Source organism: Enterobacter cloacae complex sp. S2, from assembly GCF_015159675.1.
Classification (GTDB): Bacteria; Pseudomonadota; Gammaproteobacteria; order Enterobacterales; family Enterobacteriaceae; genus Enterobacter; species Enterobacter intestinihominis.
This window is the reverse complement of record NZ_JADDTS010000004.1, coordinates 119,617-142,097: the sequence shown is the minus strand read 5'-3', so window position 1 is coordinate 142,097 and position 22,481 is coordinate 119,617. Positions and strand designations below refer to the sequence as shown.

Sequence of the window (22,481 nt, the reverse complement as noted above, 5' to 3'; positions counted from 1 at the left end):
TACCGAAACAGTTGTAACCGGTGGTATTCCGGAGCCATTCATAAAAAAAGCCCCCGGCAGGGGGCAATCATATATAGCTATGATTTTCGTTGGCTTTCCTGGTGCGGCGATAAAGCGTTACTGGTAAATATCTGCACTGGCGCGCATATTGCCGTTGCTGCCGGGCTCACGTGTCAGTATGACGTGATAGTATTTTGCGCCCTGCGCATCGGTTTCTTCATTAAGCGCCTGATCTGCTTCACTTTCAGTGGCGAAGTTATGATTGATGTAAATAACGCCTAAGCTCTGCACATCATCCATGTTTCTGGCCTGTCGGCTGTCTATCTTGATGGCTGCCATCGCGTTTGCACTGAGCAAAAGCGCAGCCAAAATGGCGAATGCGATTCTTTTCATGATATGCGCTCCACGACTGCGTGCTGTGATATGGGGTAATGCTCTCCTTCTCTGCTTAAGGCTTCTGATTAAAGTGTAATCGCTACTCGGGTTGCGATGGGTGACCATTTCTGATGGTGTTGTTCAAAAAAACAGCGTTTCTGATAAGTGAGATTTTAAATCACCCACTTAGAACAGCTTTACCCTTTGTGCGAATTATTTGTGCAATCACCTTGTGTTTAGCGGGGCGCGCAAGTATTATGACGCGTCAATTTTTCAGCCGACCTTTAACACGTTCCTTGCCTCCCCGGGCCTCGGCTGACCCAGACAGGAGGCTGAATAATCCGTAAGGAGCAATTCGATGCGTCATTACGAAATCGTTTTTATGGTCCATCCTGACCAGAGCGAACAGGTTCCGGGTATGATCGAGCGTTACTCTGCTGCCATCACTGGTGCAGAAGGCACGATCCACCGTCTGGAAGACTGGGGCCGCCGTCAGCTGGCTTACCCAATCAACAAACTGCACAAAGCTCACTACGTTCTGATGAACGTTGAAGCGCCGCAGGAAGTGATTGATGAGCTGGAAACTACCTTCCGCTTCAACGATGCCGTTATCCGCAGCATGGTTATGCGTACCAAACACGCAGTGACCGAAGCATCTCCGATGGTTAAAGCGAAAGACGAGCGCCGTGAGCGTCGCGATGATTTCGCAAACGAAACCGCAGATGATTCTGATGCTGGGGATTCTGAAGAGTAATTTCTGATGACCAACCGTCTGGTGTTGTCCGGCACCGTGTGCAGGACCCCCCTTCGAAAGGTCAGCCCATCAGGAATTCCGCATTGCCAGTTCGTGCTTGAGCATCGTTCTGTGCAAGAGGAAGCCGGGTTTCACCGGCAGGCGTGGTGCCAAATGCCCGTTATCATTAGCGGACACGAAAACCAGGCCATTACTCACAGTTTAACGGTCGGTAGTGCAGTAATCGTTCAGGGGTTCATCTCTTGCCACAAGGCAAAGAACGGCCTGAGCAAAATGGTTCTGCATGCCGAGCAGATTGATTTGATAGATACTGGAGACTAGCCAAATGGCACGTTATTTCCGTCGTCGCAAGTTCTGCCGTTTCACCGCGGAAGGCGTTCAAGAGATCGACTATAAAGATATCGCAACGCTGAAAAACTACATCACCGAAAGCGGTAAGATTGTCCCAAGCCGTATCACCGGTACTCGTGCAAAATATCAGCGTCAGCTGGCTCGCGCTATCAAACGCGCTCGCTACCTGTCTCTGCTGCCGTACACTGATCGTCATCAGTAATCGGGCACGGTCCATTAATACGACTTTAAGAGGATAAGGTAATGCAAGTTATTCTGCTTGATAAAGTAGCAAACCTGGGCAGCCTGGGTGATCAGGTAAACGTTAAAGCGGGTTACGCTCGTAACTTCCTGGTACCACAGGGTAAAGCTGTTCCAGCTACTAAGAAAAACGTAGAGTTTTTCGAAGCACGTCGTGCTGAACTGGAAGCCAAACTGGCTGACGTTCTGGCGGCTGCTAACGCTCGCGCTGAAGCAATCAACGCACTGGGCACCGTTACCATCGCGTCTAAAGCTGGCGATGAAGGTAAACTGTTCGGTTCCATCGGTACCCGCGATATCGCTGATGCAGTCACTGCAGCAGGCGTTAAAGTGGCTAAGAGCGAAGTTCGCATGCCGAACGGCGTTCTGCGTACCACTGGTGAGCACGAAGTTGACTTCCAGGTTCACAGCGAAGTGTTCGCTAAACTGGTTGTTAACGTAGTAGCTGAGTAATTTTTACTCTGCTCACGTCGAAGCGCCGGCCTTGTGCCGGCGTTTTGCATTTTAGCGTGACCCTACGTCATGTTTTGCGATTGTAAGGTCGCTATTCCTGATGCATTCTCTGATAATAAATTGAAACGCAATTTTATTTATGAGATTTGTCATGGATACCGCTCTGCCCACGCCCGTCTTTGCCCGTCGAAATGTGGCCTATGCCTGCGCCACGCTCTGCTGTCTGCTTTGGGGAAGCTCATACCCGGCCATTAAAAGTGGCTACGAACTCTTCCAGATCGCGACCGATGATATTCCGTCCAAAGTCGTCTTTGCCGGATACCGTTTTCTGTTTGCCGGTGCGTTGCTGCTGCTCTTTGCCCTGGCCCAGCGTAAACCGATTGCCAGGCTCACACCCACGCAGTTTGGCCAGCTCACGATCCTCGGGCTGACCCAGACCACCATCCAGTACACCTTCTTTTATATCGGCCTTGCTTACACCACCGGGGTGAACGGTTCGATCATGAATGCCACCGGGACCTTCTTCAGCGTGCTGCTGGCGCACTTTATCTACCACAACGACAAACTCAGCTATAACAAAACGCTGGGCTGTGTTCTGGGCTTTACCGGCGTGATGCTGGTGAACTTCCACGGCGGGTTAAGTGATTTCCAGTTTGTCTGGCAAGGTGACGGATTTGTGGTGCTGGCGGCCTTTATTCTCTCTGCGGCCACGCTTTACGGGAAACGCATTTCCCAGACCGTTGACCCGACGGTGATGACGGGATGGCAGCTGGCGATAGGCGGGGCGGCACTGGTTGCGGGAGGCTATGCCACGGGCGGGGCGCTGGAGGTGCACAGCATGAAGGCCGTCGCCGTGCTGGGGTATCTGACGCTGCTCTCATCCGTGGCGTTCGCCCTGTGGAGCGCGCTGCTGAAAGTGAACCGCGTGAGTATGATTGCCCCGTTCAACTTTGTCATACCTGTAGCAGGAACAGTGCTCTCCGCCATATTCCTCGGCGAAGACATTCTGGACATCAAATACGCGATTGCGCTGGTGCTGGTCTGCTCGGGGATCTGGTGGGTGAATAAACGTCGTGTCTGAGAACAAAAGTGCCGGGGGGCGGCTTCGCCTTACCCGGCCTGGGCTATTAACGTGCTCTGATAAAACTGCCGTCCGGCTGGCGGGTAAACAGTACCTGCTGCCCGTTTCCGGTATCGATCGTTAACCCGGTCACCACCCCACTGGCATTCTGGCGGATCTGCACCATCTGACCATTTTGCAGGTTGCTGAGCGGCTTGCCAGCCCCCTCGACTTGCGCCATGGCATACACATCCGTTGCCGGCAGATTGTGGTCGCGGAACAGCTGAGCAAGGGTTTTCCCTGGCTCTACGCGATACGAACGCCACTGCTGCTCAATGCCGGTGGGCTGTTGCGCCTGTGGCTCTGAAGGGGCGGCGGCCTGCTCCTGATCTTCCTGAACAGGTTCAGGTTCAACCGGCGCAACCTGGCCCGGATCGTTAGACGGTGTGACCAGTTGCGTCTGCATCGGCTGTGAATCAGGCTGCGGCTGGCTTTGCGACTGGATATCCAGCTCAGCATTGCGGCTTACCGGCCCGGTATCAACGTTGTCACTGCCGGAAGGAAGCAGGAAACCGATGACCATCAGCAACGCGCCGATGATAATGCCTCTGCGGTGCAAAGGCGGCAGCGGGTCCATGATGCGAAAGTTATCCGGCGCATGCCAGATTTTCGCCAGGGTAGGTTTCAGTTCAAATCGCCCGGGCATGGCTCTCCTCCTGCTCCGCGTCTTTTTATCCTGTCCTGAGAAGTGTAGTTTGCTAACTGCCTGATGGGCGTAACAAAGCCAGCTTTCGTGACATATATTAGGGAAAATCCTGACGGCTACTATTGTTTCCGTTTCGTCGCAGTTTGTCACCTTTACTTAAGACAAAGTTTTACCCATAAGGGCATGGCTGATATGCTGCCCGCTACTTTAAATGTGATGGAAGGAAAACCCATGACCACCCCGACTTTTGACACTATCGAAGCGCAGGCAAGCTACGGCATCGGCTTGCAGGTAGGACAGCAGCTGAGCGAATCCGGCCTGGAAGGTCTGTTACCGGAAGCGCTGGTGGCGGGTATCGCTGACGCGCTGGAAGGCAAGCAGCCCGCTGTGCCGGTTGACGTTGTGCACCGTGCGCTGCGTGAAATCCACGAACGTGCTGACACTGTACGTCGCGCGCGTTTCGAAGAGATGGCGGCAGAAGGCGTGAAATATCTGGAAGAGAACCGTGAGCGTGAAGGCGTGAACAGCACCGAGTCCGGCTTGCAGTTCCGCGTAATCAATCAGGGTGATGGCGCAATCCCGGCGCGTACCGACCACGTTCGCGTACACTACACCGGTAAGCTGATCGACGGCACCGTGTTCGACAGCTCCGTCGCGCGTGGCGAACCGGCTGAATTCCCGGTCAACGGCGTGATTGCAGGCTGGATCGAAGCCCTGACCCTGATGCCAGTAGGTTCAAAATGGGAACTGACTATCCCGCACAACCTGGCATACGGCGAGCGTGGCGCTGGCGCGTCCATTCCGCCATTCAGCACCCTGGTGTTTGAAGTCGAGCTGCTGGAAATCCTGTAATCGGTTTTTCTTATTTTCCTCTCTCCGATCGGGGAGAGGAAAATAGCGATAAAACCTGGAGTTACGACGGAATCAACATTTTGTATTGCAAACGAAACTGTTACGTGTATTTTTGTGAGCTGTTTCGCGCTGTATGAGTGATATGACACTCACTTTCAACATATTATTAACATAATATTCAAATCATAGTATTCATCCCGCCGATTCTTACCTACTATCGATAAGCCCTTACAAAGGGAACGTCATTTTTTTGGCGTATTTAAAGGCCAGAAGAGCCTTAACAACACAGACAGGCATAAACAGGAAAATATCACATGGTAGATCAGGTCAAAGTCGCCGCCGCAGAAGAGGCGACGTCTGAACAGTCGCTACGGCGAAATCTCACGAACCGTCACATTCAGCTTATTGCCATTGGCGGCGCCATCGGCACAGGGCTATTTATGGGCTCGGGCAAAACCATCAGTCTTGCAGGCCCGTCGATCATCTTCGTTTATATGATCATCGGTTTTATGCTCTTTTTCGTGATGCGTGCAATGGGTGAATTGCTGCTCTCGAACCTCGAATACAAATCCTTCAGCGACTTCGCTTCAGACCTGCTCGGCCCGTGGGCGGGCTATTTTACCGGCTGGACCTACTGGTTCTGCTGGGTGGTTACCGGCATGGCGGATGTTGTCGCTATTACGGCCTACGCCCAATTCTGGTTCCCCGGCCTGTCGGACTGGGTGGCCTCGCTGGCGGTGATTGTCCTGCTGCTGAGCCTCAACCTCGCGACCGTTAAAATGTTCGGTGAGATGGAGTTCTGGTTCGCGATGATCAAAATCGTCGCCATCATCGCGCTGATTGTCGTCGGGCTGGTAATGGTGCTGACGCACTTCCAGTCGCCAACTGGCGTTCAGGCCTCGTTTGCCCATCTGTGGAATGATGGCGGCTGGTTCCCGAAAGGCATCAGCGGCTTCTTCGCCGGTTTCCAGATTGCGGTGTTCGCGTTTGTCGGGATTGAGCTGGTGGGAACCACGGCGGCGGAAACTAAAGATCCGGAGAAATCCCTGCCGCGCGCGATCAACTCCATTCCGCTGCGTATCATCATGTTCTACGTGTTCGCGCTGATCATCATTATGTCCGTGACGCCATGGAGCTCGGTAGTGCCAACCAAGAGCCCGTTCGTCGAGCTGTTCGTGCTGGTGGGGCTGCCCGCTGCCGCGAGCCTGATTAACTTCGTGGTGCTGACCTCTGCGGCCTCTTCCGCGAACAGCGGCGTCTTCTCCACCAGCCGTATGCTGTTTGGTCTGGCGCAGGAGGGCGTTGCCCCGAGCGCGTTCGCCAAACTGTCTAAACGTGCGGTACCGGCGAAAGGGCTGACCTTCTCCTGCATCTGTCTGCTGGGCGGTGTGGTGATGCTCTACGTTAACCCGAGCGTAATCGGCGCGTTCACCATGATCACCACGGTGTCGGCGATCCTGTTTATGTTCGTCTGGACCATCATCCTCTGCTCATACCTGGTGTACCGCAAACAGCGTCCACATCTGCATGAGAAGTCGATCTACAAGATGCCACTGGGCAAGCTGATGTGCTGGGTGTGCATGGCGTTCTTCGTCTTCGTGCTGGTGCTACTGACGCTGGAAGAAGATACCCGTCAGGCGCTCATCGTCACGCCGCTGTGGTTTATTGCGCTGGGGCTGGGCTGGCTGTTTATCGGTAAGAAACGGATGGCTGGCATGCGTTAAGCATGTTGCCGGGTGGCGCTGACGCTTACCCGGCCTACGTTCGAGGACGTTGTAGGCCCGGTAAGCGCTAGCGCCACCGGGCTTTTTTATTTACCCGATAATGCACGCGGGAACAGAACATTATTCTCAAGACTGATGTGTTCCATCAGATCGTCGATCATCTCGTTGATGCCGTTGTACATCGCTTTCCAGGTGGTGCACGCCTCTGGCGGCGGTGTGACATTGTGGGTGGTGTGTTTGATCACTTCCAGCAGTTCGCCGGCGTCATCATGTTCGCTTTCCATCACGCTGATGGGCCCCATTGCCTGGCTGCCCATGCCCTGTTTGATCATCGGGAAGAGGATCTGCTCCTCTTTCATCATGTGGCTGGATAGTTCTTCGTGCAGCATGGTCAGGTATTTTGCCAGGCCGCGCGGTACGGAAGGTTTATCGGCGTGAACGCGCTCAACTTTGGTGGCCTGTAAAATCAGCTCCGGCAGCTGTTCGCGGTGACGGTCGTGGTAACGCACAATGATATGGTCGATGATTTCAGCCAGCGGCGCGGTGCGCCAGTCTTTGTCGACAGGCTGTTCTGCCAGCTTAGCCAGCTCCGCTTCGATAGCTTCTACATCCAGCTCTTTACGCGACGCTGCGCGCGCCAGCGTTTGCTTACCGCCGCAGCAGTAATCCATATCGTATTTACGGAACAGCGCTGAAGCGCGAGGGATGGAGAGCGCCAGCTCGCCTAAGGGTTGGTCGCGGAAGGCCATAGCAGTTACCTCATCATCAGGAATATAAGATGCATTTTAAATGCATCTTTATGTGGATACTATAACCCTTTAGAGGCAAGGGTAAAAATGAGAAGGGGATCACAAAAAAAAGCGTGCTTTTAACTTGCTGATTGAATGCAGAAAAGGGCTTTCGAAAGTTTTTAAAGGTGGAGAAACAGTAAACAACCTGCCGCGCGTGCCGATAGATACAGGTCAGACAATACCTGTATATAAAAAAGGCAACGCATGTTTAAACGTATAAAAGTCATTACTCTTTTGATTTCGGTGCTGCTTGTGCTCGGCATCATGCAACTGATCTCCGCCGGCATTTTCATTAATGCGCTCAATAACGACAAAGAGAACTTCACCGTTTCTCAGCTTTCCAGCCAGAACGTCGCGGAGTTTACCGACGCCTGGATCAGCCTGAATCAGGCGCGTGTCACCCTTAACCGCGGCATGCTGCGTCTGCAAAGCAGCATGGCGTCGCAGATTAATGGCGGGCAGCTGAACGAGCTGGTCAATACCGCGAAAAACCTGCTGGCTGATGCCCAGACACATTACGATAAATATTACGCGCTGCCGGAAACGCCGGGTATGGACGAGCACCTGGCCGACAGGCTGGAAGAGCACTACCGCATCTACTCCGCCACGCTGACGCAAATGAACGTTCTGCTGGGGCAAGGCAATCTGGAAGATATGTTCAAACAAAATGCCGAACAGAAGCAGACCGCGATGCAAAAGGTCTATCGCGAGTGGCGGGAGGCGCAGGCCGCGCTCACCGACAAAGGCATCAAGGACAATGAAAGCGACTACAAACGCATTCTGTGGATCCTCTCTGCGGTGATGCTGCTGGTGATCGCGGTGATTATTTCCAGCTGGATTGCGATGCGCCGCGTGCTGCTGCTGCCGCTGGAAGAGGTGATCAGCCATATCCGCGCCATTGCGGCAGGGGATTTAACCCAGCCGATTCAGGCTGAGGGTAAAAATGAAATGGCGATCCTGGCGCGCAACGTTCAGGAGATGCAGACTGCGCTGGCCAACACGGTGGGCGTAGTGCGTGAAGGCGCAGATACCATCTACACCGGCGCGGGTGAAATCTCGGCGGGCAGCAACGATCTCTCTTCCCGCACAGAGCAGCAGGCCGCTTCTCTGGAAGAGACGGCAGCCAGCATGGAACAGCTGACCGCCACCGTGAAGCAAAACGCCGATAACGCGCGTCAGGCTTCTCGTCTGGCGCTGGACGCCTCCTCCACCGCGAAGAAGGGCGGAAATGTGGTAGAAGGCGTGGTGCGCACCATGGACGAAATCGCCACCAGTTCCAGCAAAATTGCGCAAATTACCAACGTAATCGATGGCATTGCTTTCCAGACCAATATTCTGGCGCTGAACGCGGCGGTAGAAGCGGCGCGTGCGGGCGAGCAGGGGCGTGGCTTCGCGGTTGTCGCGGGTGAGGTGCGTACCCTTGCCCAGCGCAGCGCTCAGGCGGCGAAAGAGATCAAAGCCCTGATCGATGATTCCGGCGAGCGCGTTAACGCGGGCTCTCAGCTGGTAAATGAAGCGGGCGCGACGATGGCAGAGATCGTCAATGCAGTTACGCGCGTGACTGACATCATGGGTGAGATTGCGTCGGCCTCCGACGAACAGAGCCGCGGTATCGACCAGGTGGGCCAGGCGGTGGCGGAGATGGATCGCGTTACCCAGCAGAACGCCTCGCTGGTGGAGGAGTCTGCGGCGGCGGCGGCGGCGCTGGAAGATCAGGCCGCGCGCCTGAACGACGCGGTGGCGGTGTTTAAGATCACCCGTAACCAGGCGGTGAAAGCCGCGCCGGTAAAGACCTATGCACCTAAAGCGCAGCCCGTAGCGGCGTCTGAAGCGAACTGGGAAACGTTCTGATACTGTGCCGGGTGGCGCTGACGCTTACCCGGCCTACGGTTTTGTAGGCCCTGCAAGCTAAGCGCCGCTGGTCGAAAAGCTCACCCCTCCGACGCCGGAACGACCATCGGTTTTTCCGGCTTCGCTCTCACCGCAATCACCACCCCAACGACCAGCAGCGCGATCCCGCAGGCCGTTAGCAGCGGCGGCACGCTCTGGCGCATCAGGAAGGTATAGAGCAGCCCGGCCAGCGTTTCAAAGACAATCAGCGGCCCCAGTATCACCGTCGGCAGCTTCTGGCTGGCAATGTTCCAGCACAGTGCGCCAACCCACGAACAGAGCACGGCAATGGCGACCATTAACCCGACGAATACCCACGGGCGCGGTCCGAAGGGCAGGGCGAAATCCGGATGCTGGCTACCCAGCCAGATACATGCACCCACATAGCCCAGCAACGAGACAGGAAGCGTGACCAGCGCCTGCGCCGTCGCCCACATCATCGGATGCTTATCCGGGTTTTCCCGCAGCCAGCGTGCGTTGCGCAGGGCATACCAGGCCCAGCAGACAACCGAAATAACCGCCAGAAAGATCCCAGAACCGTAACGCCACAAGCTGAAGTTTTCGAGGCCGTGGCGTAGCTCGGCAATATTCACGCACACCAGCCCCACGGCGATGCATACTAGCGCGGGCACCATTTTTGACCACGCCAGTTTGCCGTCACGCTGGCTATAAAGCAGGTTTGCGAAAACCGGAATGACCACCGGCAGCGTGCCGATAATCATGGTCGACACCGGCGCACCGGTACGCTGAATGGCGCTCGCCAGGCAGACGTAGTAGATAAGATTACCCATCATGGTCAGCCACAGCGCGGTGAGCCTGTCCTGGCGACTCAGCTGGCGCAGACGCGCACGCCCCAGCCATGCCAGCGGCACGGCAATAAGCCCCAGCGCCAGATAGCGTCCGGTCGACTGCAATATTGCCGGATACTCCGGCACAATCAGCGGGCCGACGAAAATCAGCCCCCACATCAACCCTGCAAGCAGGGCATACAACACGCCACTAATCATCTTTTCGTCCACAGTAATACATGTTGTAGCCAGTGTAGGAGGCACAGATGCACGCGTATTGTATGAGGTTGCGCATTAGCGCTCAGGGAACGTAAAGACATGGGGCCAAAGCGTCAGCCGCCAGGATACTTTTTCCGTGGTTTCAGTTTAATCCTACAAGACATACCTATAAGACCTACAGGCTTCGAAGGACGGTGTCATTACTATAGTCGACGGATTTTTACGACCACGGCATAACGTCGGTTTTCATATCCTGCAATCAACGACGTGGGACGATGAGAACGATCGGCCTATTTTACAGGAAAGAAGATGCAGGAAGTCATATGGTCCGAACAGGTGATGCTGACAGGGCGTTCCCGTATTTCTATCAGCGGAGCCAATAATGTATTTTGTTCCGCGCTGGTGGTGCTTTTCAGGAATATTATTTCGCCAGACATTATTACCATGCCAGAGATCCAGGTGCAGGTCTTTGTCGGAATGACGCTGCCACAGGTGTTCGTATGGCGGATGAAGGAGGATGCGGCAATGGAAGGGAAGATCCCTCGTATTGTTTTCTGTACTGACTCTTGCTTCCGAATGCTGTCAGGGACCAGCGGATATGAACGAACACTGTTCATTACTCCAGATACCAGCATTTATGCGGTGGCTGAAATAATCAGACGCTGGATTGCCGGTTACGCCTCGCACGCTTCGGACAACGTTCTGCCTCTGCTCACTCGATGTGATAACCGAACCATGCAAATGCTGGAAAAAGATATCCCACTTCCTCTTGAGGCCAGACGGCTCTTTCGCTCGGTAAAAACGCTTTATTGTCAGCGCGCTTTACTGTCGGACCGGATCGGGACGCACAGCCGTCAGGAATTATATCTAAAAGCGCGTCTGATACTCAGTCAAAGCCAAACATTAGCGCTTGGTTAGGCTCAAGGTTCATGACGAGAGATCGCTTACCGCATCTTCAAGACGTAGCGCAAGCTGAAGGCAGAGGCTGATGGTTTTCCTGTCTGCGGCTTCTTCCAGTTCAGTACATAAGTCAGCCAGCGAATCGTTCTTCAGAAGATAAAAACCGCCTTTCATCAGGTGAGCAAGTTCGGCGATCTGCAAGAAATCTTCCGCGCTGATAGCGTCGTGCAAATCGCTGATGGTGACGTCGAGATGCGCTAAGCAGGAGTTAAATACATGCTGGTCGACCCGATCTTCCGCTTTTGCGCATGCGTTTGTGGCGGGCTGGATAGCGCTGGCAAATTTGCTTAATGCGAGGGATAGGGTTTTGAGCGAAACGGGTTTAAAGAGGCATTCCGTCATCCCGGCCTGAAGACAGGCTCCTCTTTGTTCATCGCGGGCATCAGCCGTCAGGCCGATAATTACAGTATCGCTGTTTTCCTTACGGATTAATTTTGTCAGCTCAATTCCTGAGATATACGGCATATTACAGTCAGTGATAATAATCTCGGCACCGGTGCTTCTCCACTGAGCATATGCGTCACGAGGATCGCTACATTCGATCACGACGTAGCCAAGGTATGACAGCTGCTTATTTAACAGCATGAGATTTGGGTAAAAATCATCAACGACAAGAACGGTGGCTGAGCTGTTTTGACGCTGGATATCTATAACCTCTGCCGCAGCACGCTTGCTCTTCTGTTGGCTTACGCCCACTTTTAACGTAATGTCGACTCTGGTTCCCACGCCCGGTTGACTATGAAGTTGTATGCCTCCACCCAAAGCTTCACAAAGCCGGCGAGAGATGAGGAGTCCAAGCCCGGAGCCTGACTGATGAGAATAGCCGTTAATATCAGCCTGGGAAAAAGGTCGGAATAATGTCTGTTGCCCTTCAGGCGATATACCGCAGCCCGTATCCGTTATGGCAATTTGCAGCAGGGCGACGTCTGTGACTTGAGAATTAACGCATTCTACTGCGACACGCACTTCGCCTTCATTCGTGAATTTGATGGCATTACTGATGATATTGCTGACAACCTGTCTGAACCGAAGCTCATCTGTTGTCACAATGATGTCGTCGAGCTTTGCTGGATATAGGAGTACAAGCTCGATACCGTTGTTGAACGCGCCAGGCCTGAATAAGGAGATAATCTGTTCAATGGTTTTTCTGAGCTCCATTTCTGTATAATGAATAACCAGTTTTTCAGATTCAATCATGGAAATATCAAGGATATTACCAATAAGTTCCTGTAGTACGTTTGACGAAGAATAGGCGACGTCGAATGCGGTACTGTCTATGATTCCATCGTGGAGTTTTTTTGTTCCAAGCTCCAGCATACCGATAATGGCATTCAGAGGCGTTCTAATTTCATGGCTCATGGTGGCAAGAAAAGTGGATTTTGCTACATTCGCCCTTTCAGATTCCTTCCTGGCTGCTCTTAGGCTCTCTTCCATTTCGATTCTCGACGTGATGTCAATCCAGCCGCCAATAACGCCATTTACGCGGCCTTCGGCATCCAGGAATGGCACCATCCAGTGATATATCACGGCATCAGGGCGCCCATCGCTGAATGTAATTGCCCGGTCTTTCGATATTGATACCTTATCCCGTAACACGCTGAAGAAATCCTGGCGGTATGTTTCAAGAGACGAAAGATGTGAGGCCGTTGTATTTTCAAACTCAGCCTGACTAAAAGCGTATTCCTGTTCGATATGGAAATCTTTTAAAGCTTCCGTATAGGCCTCATTAAACGATATGAGCTCTGCATCTTTATTACGAACATACAGGGGATTCGGCGTGCCGTTGATAAGCGCGTTTGTCAAAGCCAGCTGATCGTCCAGTTTTCTCTGGGTCCGCTGTGCATGTCGAACGTGCTTTCGAAGGACAAGCGCCCAGCCGGTGGAAATCATGCCCAGCAGGAGAAGGACTATTACCGTGTAGAGAATGGCGGTTTTGTTTGCTTCGATGAAACTTGTTTTTGAGGGCGCGGCGGTCCATTTCGTGGTGATATCGTCGAGTTCAGATCCGGCGAGGTTCTTTAATGATTTATTGATTATTTCATACAAAATTTCATTGTGCGCGGAAATGCCCAGGGAAAGTTTGGCAAAATTTCCATCAACTATATCGTCTATGGCCAGGGAATATTGATGCGTGTGTGTGTAATAATTAGCGGAGACAAAATTATCAAGTACGGCATCGACTTTGTTACTGCTTAATAAATTATAGGCAGCTGCCGTCGAAGATACAGGCACAACGGTATACGAAGTGAGATCATAACCCTCGAGATGATTAACATCCATAAAAGTCGCGATCCGGCGAGCGCGCGTAGGCAATTTTTTTAGGCTCTCACCGTGACGAGTAACGAAAACAAGAGGAAATTGAATGAAGCTTCGGGTAAACCGATATCGCGTATCGGTGTTGTATACGGAGCTGGCAAAGCCAACGATCTCATCAGGATTAATGTTCTTTGATGACGGGTTTTCTGGCAAAAATGCAAACGTAACGTTAAGCATTTTGCCAATCAGACTAAAGACATCAGGGTTGATGCCAGTAAACGTCCCGTTAGCATATTCTGAAAAAGGTGGCGCGGTTGTTGGCAGCTGAACATAAAACTGCTTCTTACCTTGTAACCACCGGGCTTCCTTTTCGGTGAGATATTGTGGTGAGCCCGGCGTGATAAAATCACTGGATTTATCCCAGCCCCTTATGAATTCTGACAGATCTGACTGGGATATCTTTTGTAGCCCGGATTCTATGATTTGTCTGGTTTTTATATCAGAGTTACGTATTGCGAAGTATACTTTTCCTTCTGCCTGGTTAATGGTATTAAGCTGGCGACTGACGTGAAGAGTATTGAAAACGCTATTGTTATAAAAATAACCAGCACTTATTGCATCACCCACATAGATATCGTTTTTATGGAGGGCGACAGAGGCAAGCGCATTCAGTACGGAATCGTAGCGGTTTATTTTTGCTTCAGGATAGCGCTCTTTTATAAACTCATCAGAAATAAACCGATCAACGGTGGCAATCGTCTCGTAATCTTTTGTATCGAGTTTATTTTCCGCGGGTGCGATTTCAACTATTTTATTCGTTGAAATAGCCGGGAGATAAGAATACCTGGATTTTTTCGTTTCAGTTACCGGGCCAGTGGTCGTGATCGCATCAATAGACCCTTCTGCCAGCGCGTCAAAAGCAGCGACAGCGTTATCGAAAAGGGTGACAGAGAAATGGATATCCGAATTATTACGGATTGTCCGCAGTATGTCGGCATTGATCCCATCAAGGTATTCGCCATTAATAACGATATCGAAAGGCGGATAATCGGGTCTGTAAACACCCACCTTCAGAGATTGCTTATAAAAACGCTGGATGATTGTATCGGGGTAAAGTTCCAGAGACAGAGATTTGTCGCTCAGTGGTTCCGCACAGGCGTACAATGGCAATAAAATAAGCAGCAGCTTAAAGTGAACCCATCGCTTCATTCAATCTTTTCTCTTTTAGCAATCTCGATCAAATCAACCAGTGTCGTAACGCCCATTTTTGTCATTATCCGGGTTTTATAGGTACTGATTGTTTTGCTGCTCAGGCACATGCTGTCTGCTATTTCAATATTTTTCATTCCAGCAATGATTTTACGCAGTACCTCTAGTTCGCGGTTTGTCAGTGAGGATGATTTTCTTGATGTAAAATTGTTGGCATAGCTTATATTTGGAAAAAATGTAAAACCAGAATTGATGGCTTTGATCGCCGCTGAAACATCTTCCATACCCTCATTCTTTGTCAAAAATCCAGACACGCCGGACATCATGCATCTGCTGGCATAGAGTTCCGCTGACTGTGAGGTGAACACCAGGATTTTTGTATTAATCTCTGCTTTTCGCACCGCCGCGATAACCGACATCCCATCCATGTTAGGAATACCAATATCCAGTATGACGATATTGTATTTCCCTTTTTTTATCTGGTTTATAGCCTGCGCACCGTTATCACATTCATCCACATGAGTGAAGCCTATCTTTTCTAATGTCATTTTCAATGCCATGCGGACTGAAGGATGATCGTCTACAACAAGTGCGGTTTTCATACTAACCCTTAATATAATCGGCAAGCGATGCATTATTCTGATGTTAACGCATTAGCCTGGTTCATTCCACTGGTGCGGCGACAAACTGGCTGTAGGTTGAACCCGTGCAGTCAGTTCATTTCAAATCAGGCTTCACCAAAACAACCTGAATGCGTAAAATGTATATAACGTGTTGAATAATAGGTTGTTAAATCGTTCTGTTTACTTGCTACTTAACGCTCAGTATAGCCATTTTTACTACAGAACGAGGTGTCCCTTTTCGCTTTCACGTGTAAGGTTTTTCCTCTTTTTATCGTCACTGACTGATTTCCGTAACACGCAACTCTCCACGCAGGATTGTGGGACTTTTCCTACGTACATTGTCGCCAACGCTGATGTTATCCATTCGGCTGGTAAAATAAAATACAGTCAGTTCGATGTTGACAGGAAAACAAATGAAATTACATTTTTTAAAAAATGCGCTACTGCTGCTTTCAATAACGCTTTTTACCGGCTGTACGGCTAATTCATGGATTGATGCGGTTGGAAGTGTGTTAGAGGAGAAAGATAAATATGAGAAAGACTCGCGATCCAAAAGAATTAAGGCTGCCAATAAGGCAGCAGGCTACTAGATTATTTCAGGCGTGGTAAGCGTTTTTGATGGTTTTTCATTTTTTATCTGCACCATATTAATAGCCACAGCGAGCTGGCGATTATGTTTGTCTTACGATCGAACGTTAATATAATAATTGTGATAAAACTATTTTTAGTCTGCTTAATGGCGGTGTTTGCACTAATGGTTGTAAACCCAAGCGCGATCTTTGGAAACAGGAGTAATGAAGAAATCAATGAAAGCGAAGACCATTATCGTGCTCAGGATTTAGCCCGGCAAAAACCGGTTTTATTTGTGACCGGCTTTAGATGAGGAATTATAATTCTTGAGTTGAATGTAACATTACTCTATTATTGATACGCTATTTGAGTGATCGCGCGCGTATAACAAAAATGCCTGATAACTCATTTTATTTCAAAGGGATAAAATAAAGACATGAAAAAAAGAGCGATAGTATTATTCAGTATGGCGTTAACCGCATGCTCAGCAAATAACTTGAACCAGGGCGCTGAACGGGTACGTATTACTAATACTGAACCAACCGGCAATTGTACATTCCTGGGGGAAGTGACGGGCAGCCAGGGAAACTTCTTCACGGGTGGATGGACGTCAAACTCTAATCTTGAGACTGGCGCACGTAATGATTTAAATAACCAGGCTTACAGTATGGGGGGTAACGTTGTCGTTATTCTTACGCAGCGAGCAGGGCAGACCGGGAGCGCCTACTTCGGCTCAGGTTCCAGCCAACAAACTAACGTCACGCTAAGCGGTACAGTGTATCGCTGCAATAACTGATAAATAATCTAAGCACAGTATTTAACGTGCAATAAAGCCCTGAGCCGTTAAGCGCGGCGAAACCTGCTTCTGGTAACGCACGGGCGTAATGCCGTAGCGGCGGGTAAAGGCGCGGGTCAGGTGAGACTGATCGGTCAGCCCCGTTGCGGCGGCCACCTCGGCGGCAGGCATGCCGTGGGTGAGGAATGCTTTGGCGCGCCACAGCCGGATGGCCATCAGCATCTGGTGTGGGGTGACGTGAAAATGGGCCTTAAACTGGCGCTGGAAATGATACGGGCTGAGCGACACGACGCTCGCCAGTTCGTCCAGGGTGAGCGCGCGCATATAGTTGTCGTGCAGATAGTCGCGAACGCGCTCGAAGCGGTGCGCGCCCTCCCGGGCTACCGGCGCGTGACGGGCCAGCGGCTGGAACGTCTCAATCAGATCCAGCAGCAACCCTTTTTGTGCCAGCGCATCGTTCGTATGCCAAAGGCCGTAAATCAGCTGGCCAATTTGCTGCGAGCGCAGCGGGTCGTGGCGGGTCACGTCGCTAAACCACCACTGGCGAAGGCCGGTGACTTCTTCCAGCAGGTCGGGTTCGATATAGACCATCCGGTAGCGCCAGCCGCCTTCGGTGGCGGATTCGCCCGTGTGGATCTCGTCCGGGTTCATGGTCACGACCGATTTTTCAGCGGCTAAGTGTTGGGTACCGCGATAGCGGAAGCGTTCGGCGCCGGTTTCAATGGTGCCGATACCGAAGGCTTCATGCGTGTGAGGCTCAAAGGCGTAGTCAGCAATATGCGCGTGATATAGCTCCAGACCCGGCAACTGCGCCAGATGGCGAAAGCGCGCGCTGTCTCTCTCATCAGTAAACTGTTCCGGTACGCCTTGCACGGTGAGCCTCCTTGTGGGTCATCGCTTCATTATCCGAGATGACCCGAAGGGATGCCACAAAAAATAACCAATTCTTAACAATTACAGAATGGCTTTGATGCTCTCCGCCAGCGGCGTGGTCGGACGGCCAATCAGTTTGCTCAGGGTACGGCTGTCGTCAAACAGGCCGCCTTTGGACGCACCGGTATCGGAATCCGCCAGCATCTCCGCCAGCCCGGCAGGCAGACCAACGCCTTTCAGTGCAGCGGCATAATCGGCTTCGCTGAGGTTCTGATACGTTACCGGCTTACCGCTCTGCTTGCTCAGCTCCGCAGCCAGTTCGCTCAGCGTCCAGGCATTGTCACCTGCCAGTTCATACACCTTGCCGGCGTGACCCTCTTCAGAAATCACTTTTGCCGCAGCCGCCGCGTAATCCGCACGGGTCGCAGAGGCAATTTTGCCTTCGCCTGCGGCACCTATAAATACGCCGTGTTCCAGCGCTGGCGGCGCGCTTGCCAGGTAGTTTTCGGTGTACCAGCCGTTGCGCAGCAGGGCGTAAGGCACGCCTGAAGCCGCCAGTGCATTTTCGGTTTCGACGTGCTCAACGTGCAGACCCAGCGGGGAGGTATCCGCATGCAGCAGGCTGGTGTAGGCGATAAGTTTCACCCCGGCGGCTTTGGCGGCGTTAATCACGTTCTGATGCTGTGCGGCGCGCTGGCCCACTTCGCTGGAGGAGATAAGCAGCAGCTTATCCACGCCGTTCAGGGCGGTGGTGAACGCGGCCTGGTCGGTATAGTCCGCCTGACGTACCACAATTCCCCGCTGGCTTAAGGCGTCGGCTTTTGCCGGGTTACGCACAATAGCCACGATCTGGCTGGCCGGAACGGTTTTCAGCAGTTCTTCAATAACGTGTTGGCCAAGCTGGCCGGTTGCGCCGGTAATCGCGATCATGATGAATCTCCTTCGTGTTTGTCTGGTGTTGTGGCACACTATCACCATAACTAACTTTTAGTAAGTACGCACAAAAAGGTAAGTATGAAAACACCGATACCGACGCTCAGCGAGCAAATGCGCGATGGCAATCTCTTCGCAGAACAGTGCCCGTCACGGGAAGTGCTCAAACATGTTACCAGCCGCTGGGGCGTGCTGATCCTGGTGGCATTACGTCAGGGGACGCATCGTTTTAGCGATCTGCGCCGCAAGCTGGGCGGTGTGAGCGAGAAGATGCTGGCCCAATCGCTTCAGGCGCTGGAGCAGGACGGGTTTGTCGATCGCGTTTCTTATCCGGTTGTGCCGCCGCACGTGGAATATAGCCTGACGCCGATGGGGCTGGAGGTGAGCGAGAAGGTGGCCGCGCTGGCTGACTGGATTGAGGTGAATACGCCGAAGGTGATAGCGAATCGGGACGATCGTGCGGCATGAAATGCCGGGTGGCGGCTTCGCCTTACCCGGCCTACCCGCAATCCTCGATCCCGTAGGCCGGGCAAGCGCAAGCGCCACCCGGCACAATCATCGCTACCTGCTCAAATCCACCTGATAAATCGCGAACCCAATATCATCCGTCGCGACCTGTTTCATCGGATACTGCGCCTTATCCTTGATAAACGCGGCTGCTTTATCGGACGGTGATGTCTCAAAGCGAATATCCAGCGTCGTGTCGCTGTGGATCGGCGCCAGACGCCAGTTGTTATCCACCGCCGGATGAATTTCACCCGCTTTTTTCGACTCCGCGCTAATCCACGCCGCCAGCACCGAACGGTTCTCATCCGGCGAGGCAAAGGCGATGTGGCTGTCACCCGTACCGGCAAACTTACCGCCATAGGCGCGGTAGTTGTTGGTCACCATCAGGAAAGAGGCATTCGGATCAATCGCTTTGCCGTTGAAGGTCAGGTGTTTGATGCGTTCTGCCTGCGGATTAATGGCCTGACATTCGCCGTCATATTTCGCGGGCTGGGTTACATCAATCTGATATTCCACGCCGTCGATCACGTCGAAGTTGTAGGTGCGGAAACCGTCCCAGTTTATCAGCGACTGCGGTTTGCTGCTGTGCGGATCGATCTGGTTGAACTGTCCGGCAGAGCACTCCAGCCACTCCTTCACCTCTTTCCCGGTGGCTTTCACCACCACGAGGGTGTTGGGATAGAGGTAGAGATCGGCGGCATTACGGAAGGTCAGCTGGCCTTTTTCCACCTCAACGTAGCTGGCCGGATCGTTATTACGCCCGCCCACTTTGAATGGCGCCGCGGCAGACAGAACCGGCAGATTGGCCAGATCCGGATCGCCCTGAATATAGTGCTCGGCATAGGCTTTCTGCGCCATGTTGACTACCTGCACGGTCGGGTCATCCTGTACCAGCGCGAGGAAGCTGTACATGTTATCAGCCGATTTACCGATCGGCTTGCTGACAAATTCACGCGTTGCGTCGTGGTCATGCTTCAGGACGTCGACCAGCTTTTTATCTTCTTCGGCCAGGGATTTTTTTGCAGCGGCATCATAAATCGGACGCGCTTCCGCTTTCGACTGCGTGACTTTCCAGCTCCCGCTGTCGTTATTCAGCACCAGATCTACCACGCCAAGGTGGTCGCCCCACATGCCCGGCATCACCGATGGCACACCGTTGAGCGTCCCTTTTTCGATGTCCGCGCCTTTGATACTGGCGAAATCTTTGCCCGGGAAGACGGCGTGGGCGTGACCAAACAGGATCGCATCCACGCCCGGTACCTGGCTGAGGTAATACACGGAGTTCTCAGCCATCGCCTGATACGGGTCGGCCGAGAGGCCAGAGTGGGCCACAACGACCACCACATCTGCGCCTTTCGCCCGCATCTCCGGCACGTATTTGCGCGCCGTTTCGGTAATGTCGTTGACGGTTACTTTCCCGTCGAGGTTGGCTTTATCCCACGTCATGATCTGCGGCGGCACAAAGCCGATATAGCCGATTTTCAGCGTCTGTTTTTTACCGTCCTGGTCGACAACCTCGGTCTCTTTAATCAGGTAAGGGGTAAAGAGCGGCTTTTTCGTCTTAACGTCGATGATATTGGCATTAACGTACGGGAATTTTGCCCCTGCCAGCGCATCGTGCAGGTATTTCAGGCCGTAGTTAAATTCGTGGTTGCCCAGGTTGCCGACGGCATAGTCCAGCGTATTCATTGCCTTATAAACAGGATGGATCTCGCCTTTCTTCAGCCCCTTCGCCGCCATGTAGTCGCTGAGCGGGCTGCCCTGAATTAAGTCCCCGTTATCGACCAGCACGCTGTTTTTCACTTCACTGCGGGCGGCGTTGATCAAACTTGCCGTACGTACCAGTCCGAATTTTTCGACAGGCGTATCTTTGTAGTAATCGAAGTCCATCATGTTGCCGTGCAGATCGGTGGTTTCCAGAATGCGGAGATCCACCGTCGCTGCCTGAACGCTTGCCGCAATCAGCGTTGCCAGGAGCGTTGCGCTAAACTTAATCATCTGAGGAGTCCTTTTTTCGATCCAAGCCACAAAAGAGTATGTATGTAGTATTTGTTGCTTACAGAAGTGTGAATGCTGCCAGAAAAAAGAACGCTGAAACCAGAATTGCTTCACAGATAGCGGAATTGTTCACATTACGATATAACTAAAACAATAAGTTATGCCCACTGCGTTAACGAAGAGGTGGAGAATGTTAGATCAAATTTGTCAGCTCGCACGGGATGCGGGTGATGCCATTATGCAGGTGTACGACGGTGCGAAACCGATGGATGTTGTCAGCAAAGCGGACGACTCCCCGGTGACGGCGGCGGATATCGCGGCGCATACGGTGATCCTGAAAGGTTTGCAGACCCTGACGCCGGATATTCCGGTCCTTTCTGAAGAAGCGCCCCAGGGCTGGGACGAACGTCAGCACTGGCAGCGTTACTGGCTGGTGGACCCGCTGGACGGCACGAAAGAGTTCATCAAGCGTAACGGTGAATTTACCGTGAATATCGCCCTGATTGAAAAAGGAAAGGCGGTGCTTGGCGTGGTTTATGCCCCGGTGATGAAGGTGATGTACAGCGCGGCGGAAGGTAAAGCCTGGAAGGAAGAGTGCGGCGTGCGTAAGCAGATCCAGGTGCGAGATGCCCGTCCTCCGCTGGTGGTGATCAGCCGCTCGCACAGCGACAGCGAGCTGGAGGAGTACCTGCAACAGCTGGGCGAACACCAGACGACGTCGATTGGCTCGTCGCTGAAGTTCTGTCTGGTGGCGGAAGGGCAGGCGCAGTTGTACCCCCGTTTCGGGCCGACGAACGTCTGGGATACGGCGGCAGGGCATGCGGTGGCTGCGGCCGCAGGCGCGCATGTGCATGACTGGCAGGGTAAGCCACTGGACTACACCCCGCGCGAGTCGTTCCTCAACCCTGGCTTCAGGGTGTCACTTTACTGAGCCAGTAGCTTATGCAGCAGGGCTACTACCTGCTGCACCTCATCCTGCGTCAGCGCGCCGTCTTTAACCCACTGTACGCGACCGTTTTTGTCCAGCACAACAATCGCTGAACTCTCTTCTTCCAGCTGCCACGCCTTACGCGTCACGCCGTTGCTGTCGACAATAAACTGCGACCAGGGATAGAGCTTCTTATTGCTCTCAAGGCTTGAGCGCACAAACATCCCGGAGCCGGGAATCGCGTCGTCGGTATTCACGATGGTGGTGGTCTGGTAGCGATCGTGCGGGAGTTTTGCGGCCTTGATCGCTTCCACGAGGGTGGCGTTTTTCTCTTTAGCGGATGTACGTCCGGCAATATGCTGTACAACTCTCACTTTGCCCGCAAGCTGCGCGCTATTCCAGGCTTTATAGCTAAACTTATCATTGTCGAGAATCAATTCTCCCCGGTCAGCAATGCCGACCGGCGGGACACGTTGTCCTTTTTCAATGTTGTGTGCGGAAGCCATCAGCGGCAGCAACAGGCAAGCTGCTGCCAGGAGGTTACGTAGGGTCATGGTGTTTCCTTATTGTGAGCAGGTGATCCGACCACTTGGTCATGCGCTTTTAATCATAAGTGCGATCAATG

Annotated in this window: 23 protein-coding genes; 13 read left to right on the top strand and 10 right to left on the bottom strand. The window is 52.6% G+C overall.

The annotated features are described in order from the left end of the window. Window positions 1–117: 117 nt before the first annotated feature. Window positions 118–393: a DUF1471 family protein YjfY gene (gene yjfY, locus IPZ49_RS03615; protein ID WP_023299144.1), complete on the bottom strand. Its 276-nt coding sequence runs from the start codon at window positions 391–393 to the stop codon at window positions 118–120. A gap of 340 nt (window positions 394–733) precedes the next feature. Here yjfY and rpsF point away from each other — a divergent pair, with 340 nt between their 5' ends. From rpsF to IPZ49_RS03590, 5 genes are all read left to right on the top strand, one after another. Beyond that, a complete protein-coding gene (gene rpsF, locus IPZ49_RS03610; protein ID WP_003856034.1) occupies window positions 734–1,129 on the top strand; it encodes a 30S ribosomal protein S6 in 396 nt (131 codons plus the stop codon). A 6-nt stretch (window positions 1,130–1,135) separates the two neighbouring features. Then, window positions 1,136–1,450, top strand: a complete 315-nt coding sequence (gene priB, locus IPZ49_RS03605; protein WP_022646836.1) for a primosomal replication protein N — start codon at window positions 1,136–1,138, stop codon at window positions 1,448–1,450. Window positions 1,451–1,454: 4 nt separating this feature from the next. Next, entirely contained in the window at window positions 1,455–1,682 is a 228-nt protein-coding gene (gene rpsR, locus IPZ49_RS03600; RefSeq protein ID WP_000135199.1) for a 30S ribosomal protein S18, read from the top strand. Between the two features lie 41 nt (window positions 1,683–1,723). After that, a complete protein-coding gene (rplI, locus tag IPZ49_RS03595) occupies window positions 1,724–2,173 on the top strand; it encodes a 50S ribosomal protein L9 (RefSeq protein WP_006810372.1) in 450 nt (149 codons plus the stop codon). Between the two features lie 151 nt (window positions 2,174–2,324). Continuing rightward, window positions 2,325–3,254, top strand: a complete 930-nt coding sequence (locus tag IPZ49_RS03590) for a DMT family transporter (RefSeq protein ID WP_063146647.1) — start codon at window positions 2,325–2,327, stop codon at window positions 3,252–3,254. Between the two features lie 46 nt (window positions 3,255–3,300). Here IPZ49_RS03590 and IPZ49_RS03585 read toward each other — a convergent pair whose 3' ends face one another. Continuing rightward, window positions 3,301–3,939 carry an OapA family protein gene (locus IPZ49_RS03585; RefSeq protein ID WP_032625204.1) on the bottom strand — a complete coding sequence of 213 codons (639 nt, stop codon included), beginning with the start codon at window positions 3,937–3,939 and terminating at the stop codon, window positions 3,301–3,303. A gap of 231 nt (window positions 3,940–4,170) precedes the next feature. On the opposite strand from IPZ49_RS03585, the gene fklB reads away from it, so the two are divergent. Beyond that, window positions 4,171–4,791, top strand: coding sequence for an FKBP-type peptidyl-prolyl cis-trans isomerase (fklB, locus tag IPZ49_RS03580; protein WP_022646839.1), 621 nt, complete (start codon window positions 4,171–4,173; stop codon window positions 4,789–4,791). Window positions 4,792–5,105: 314 nt separating this feature from the next. Then, entirely contained in the window at window positions 5,106–6,515 is a 1,410-nt protein-coding gene (cycA, locus tag IPZ49_RS03575) for a D-serine/D-alanine/glycine transporter (RefSeq protein ID WP_022646840.1), read from the top strand. A gap of 86 nt (window positions 6,516–6,601) precedes the next feature. Here the strand turns inward: cycA and ytfE are convergent, their stop codons facing one another. After that, complete coding sequence (gene ytfE, locus IPZ49_RS03570) at window positions 6,602–7,264, bottom strand: iron-sulfur cluster repair protein YtfE (RefSeq protein ID WP_023299148.1); 663 nt, start codon at window positions 7,262–7,264, stop codon at window positions 6,602–6,604. Window positions 7,265–7,510: 246 nt separating this feature from the next. Between ytfE and IPZ49_RS03565 the strand changes: the two genes are divergently transcribed. Next, window positions 7,511–9,157: a methyl-accepting chemotaxis protein gene (locus tag IPZ49_RS03565; protein ID WP_023299149.1), complete on the top strand. Its 1,647-nt coding sequence runs from the start codon at window positions 7,511–7,513 to the stop codon at window positions 9,155–9,157. A gap of 80 nt (window positions 9,158–9,237) precedes the next feature. Here IPZ49_RS03565 and IPZ49_RS03560 read toward each other — a convergent pair whose 3' ends face one another. Continuing rightward, on the bottom strand, window positions 9,238–10,203 hold the full coding sequence (locus IPZ49_RS03560) for a DMT family transporter (protein WP_063146646.1): 966 nt from the start codon (window positions 10,201–10,203) through the stop codon (window positions 9,238–9,240). 309 nt (window positions 10,204–10,512) lie between these two features. On the opposite strand from IPZ49_RS03560, the gene IPZ49_RS03555 reads away from it, so the two are divergent. Further along, window positions 10,513–11,121 (top strand): hypothetical protein, encoded by a 609-nt coding sequence (locus IPZ49_RS03555; protein WP_023305305.1) that lies wholly within the window; start codon window positions 10,513–10,515, stop codon window positions 11,119–11,121. Window positions 11,122–11,130: 9 nt separating this feature from the next. Here IPZ49_RS03555 and IPZ49_RS03550 read toward each other — a convergent pair whose 3' ends face one another. After that, on the bottom strand, window positions 11,131–14,628 hold the full coding sequence (locus IPZ49_RS03550) for an ATP-binding protein (RefSeq protein ID WP_063146645.1): 3,498 nt from the start codon (window positions 14,626–14,628) through the stop codon (window positions 11,131–11,133). Then, window positions 14,625–15,230: a response regulator transcription factor gene (locus IPZ49_RS03545; RefSeq protein ID WP_023305307.1), complete on the bottom strand. Its 606-nt coding sequence runs from the start codon at window positions 15,228–15,230 to the stop codon at window positions 14,625–14,627. The genes IPZ49_RS03550 and IPZ49_RS03545 overlap by 4 nt, the downstream gene beginning before the upstream one ends. Window positions 15,231–15,664: 434 nt before the next feature. Here IPZ49_RS03545 and IPZ49_RS03540 point away from each other — a divergent pair, with 434 nt between their 5' ends. Both IPZ49_RS03540 and IPZ49_RS03535 read left to right on the top strand, forming a co-directional pair. Beyond that, window positions 15,665–15,841 carry a hypothetical protein gene (locus IPZ49_RS03540; protein WP_023305308.1) on the top strand — a complete coding sequence of 59 codons (177 nt, stop codon included), beginning with the start codon at window positions 15,665–15,667 and terminating at the stop codon, window positions 15,839–15,841. Between the two features lie 416 nt (window positions 15,842–16,257). Further along, complete coding sequence (locus IPZ49_RS03535) at window positions 16,258–16,617, top strand: DUF4156 domain-containing protein (RefSeq protein WP_074143126.1); 360 nt, start codon at window positions 16,258–16,260, stop codon at window positions 16,615–16,617. Between the two features lie 21 nt (window positions 16,618–16,638). On the opposite strand, the gene IPZ49_RS03530 is transcribed toward IPZ49_RS03535, so the two are convergent. Together IPZ49_RS03530 and IPZ49_RS03525 are read right to left on the bottom strand one after the other, a co-directional pair. Next, entirely contained in the window at window positions 16,639–17,490 is an 852-nt protein-coding gene (locus IPZ49_RS03530) for an AraC family transcriptional regulator (protein WP_063146644.1), read from the bottom strand. 81 nt (window positions 17,491–17,571) lie between these two features. Next, window positions 17,572–18,420 (bottom strand): SDR family oxidoreductase, encoded by an 849-nt coding sequence (locus IPZ49_RS03525; RefSeq protein WP_022646845.1) that lies wholly within the window; start codon window positions 18,418–18,420, stop codon window positions 17,572–17,574. Window positions 18,421–18,504: 84 nt separating this feature from the next. Between IPZ49_RS03525 and IPZ49_RS03520 the strand changes: the two genes are divergently transcribed. After that, complete coding sequence (locus IPZ49_RS03520; protein WP_063146643.1) at window positions 18,505–18,891, top strand: helix-turn-helix domain-containing protein; 387 nt, start codon at window positions 18,505–18,507, stop codon at window positions 18,889–18,891. Window positions 18,892–18,984: 93 nt separating this feature from the next. Here the strand turns inward: IPZ49_RS03520 and IPZ49_RS03515 are convergent, their stop codons facing one another. After that, window positions 18,985–20,928, bottom strand: coding sequence for a bifunctional 2',3'-cyclic-nucleotide 2'-phosphodiesterase/3'-nucleotidase (locus IPZ49_RS03515; protein ID WP_063146642.1), 1,944 nt, complete (start codon window positions 20,926–20,928; stop codon window positions 18,985–18,987). A 190-nt stretch (window positions 20,929–21,118) separates the two neighbouring features. Between IPZ49_RS03515 and cysQ the strand changes: the two genes are divergently transcribed. After that, window positions 21,119–21,859, top strand: coding sequence for a 3'(2'),5'-bisphosphate nucleotidase CysQ (gene cysQ, locus IPZ49_RS03510; RefSeq protein WP_022646848.1), 741 nt, complete (start codon window positions 21,119–21,121; stop codon window positions 21,857–21,859). Here cysQ and IPZ49_RS03505 read toward each other — a convergent pair. Continuing rightward, window positions 21,853–22,410: a YtfJ family protein gene (locus tag IPZ49_RS03505; RefSeq protein ID WP_045620972.1), complete on the bottom strand. Its 558-nt coding sequence runs from the start codon at window positions 22,408–22,410 to the stop codon at window positions 21,853–21,855. The genes cysQ and IPZ49_RS03505 overlap by 7 nt on opposite strands. Between the last annotated feature and the right edge of the window lie 71 nt (window positions 22,411–22,481).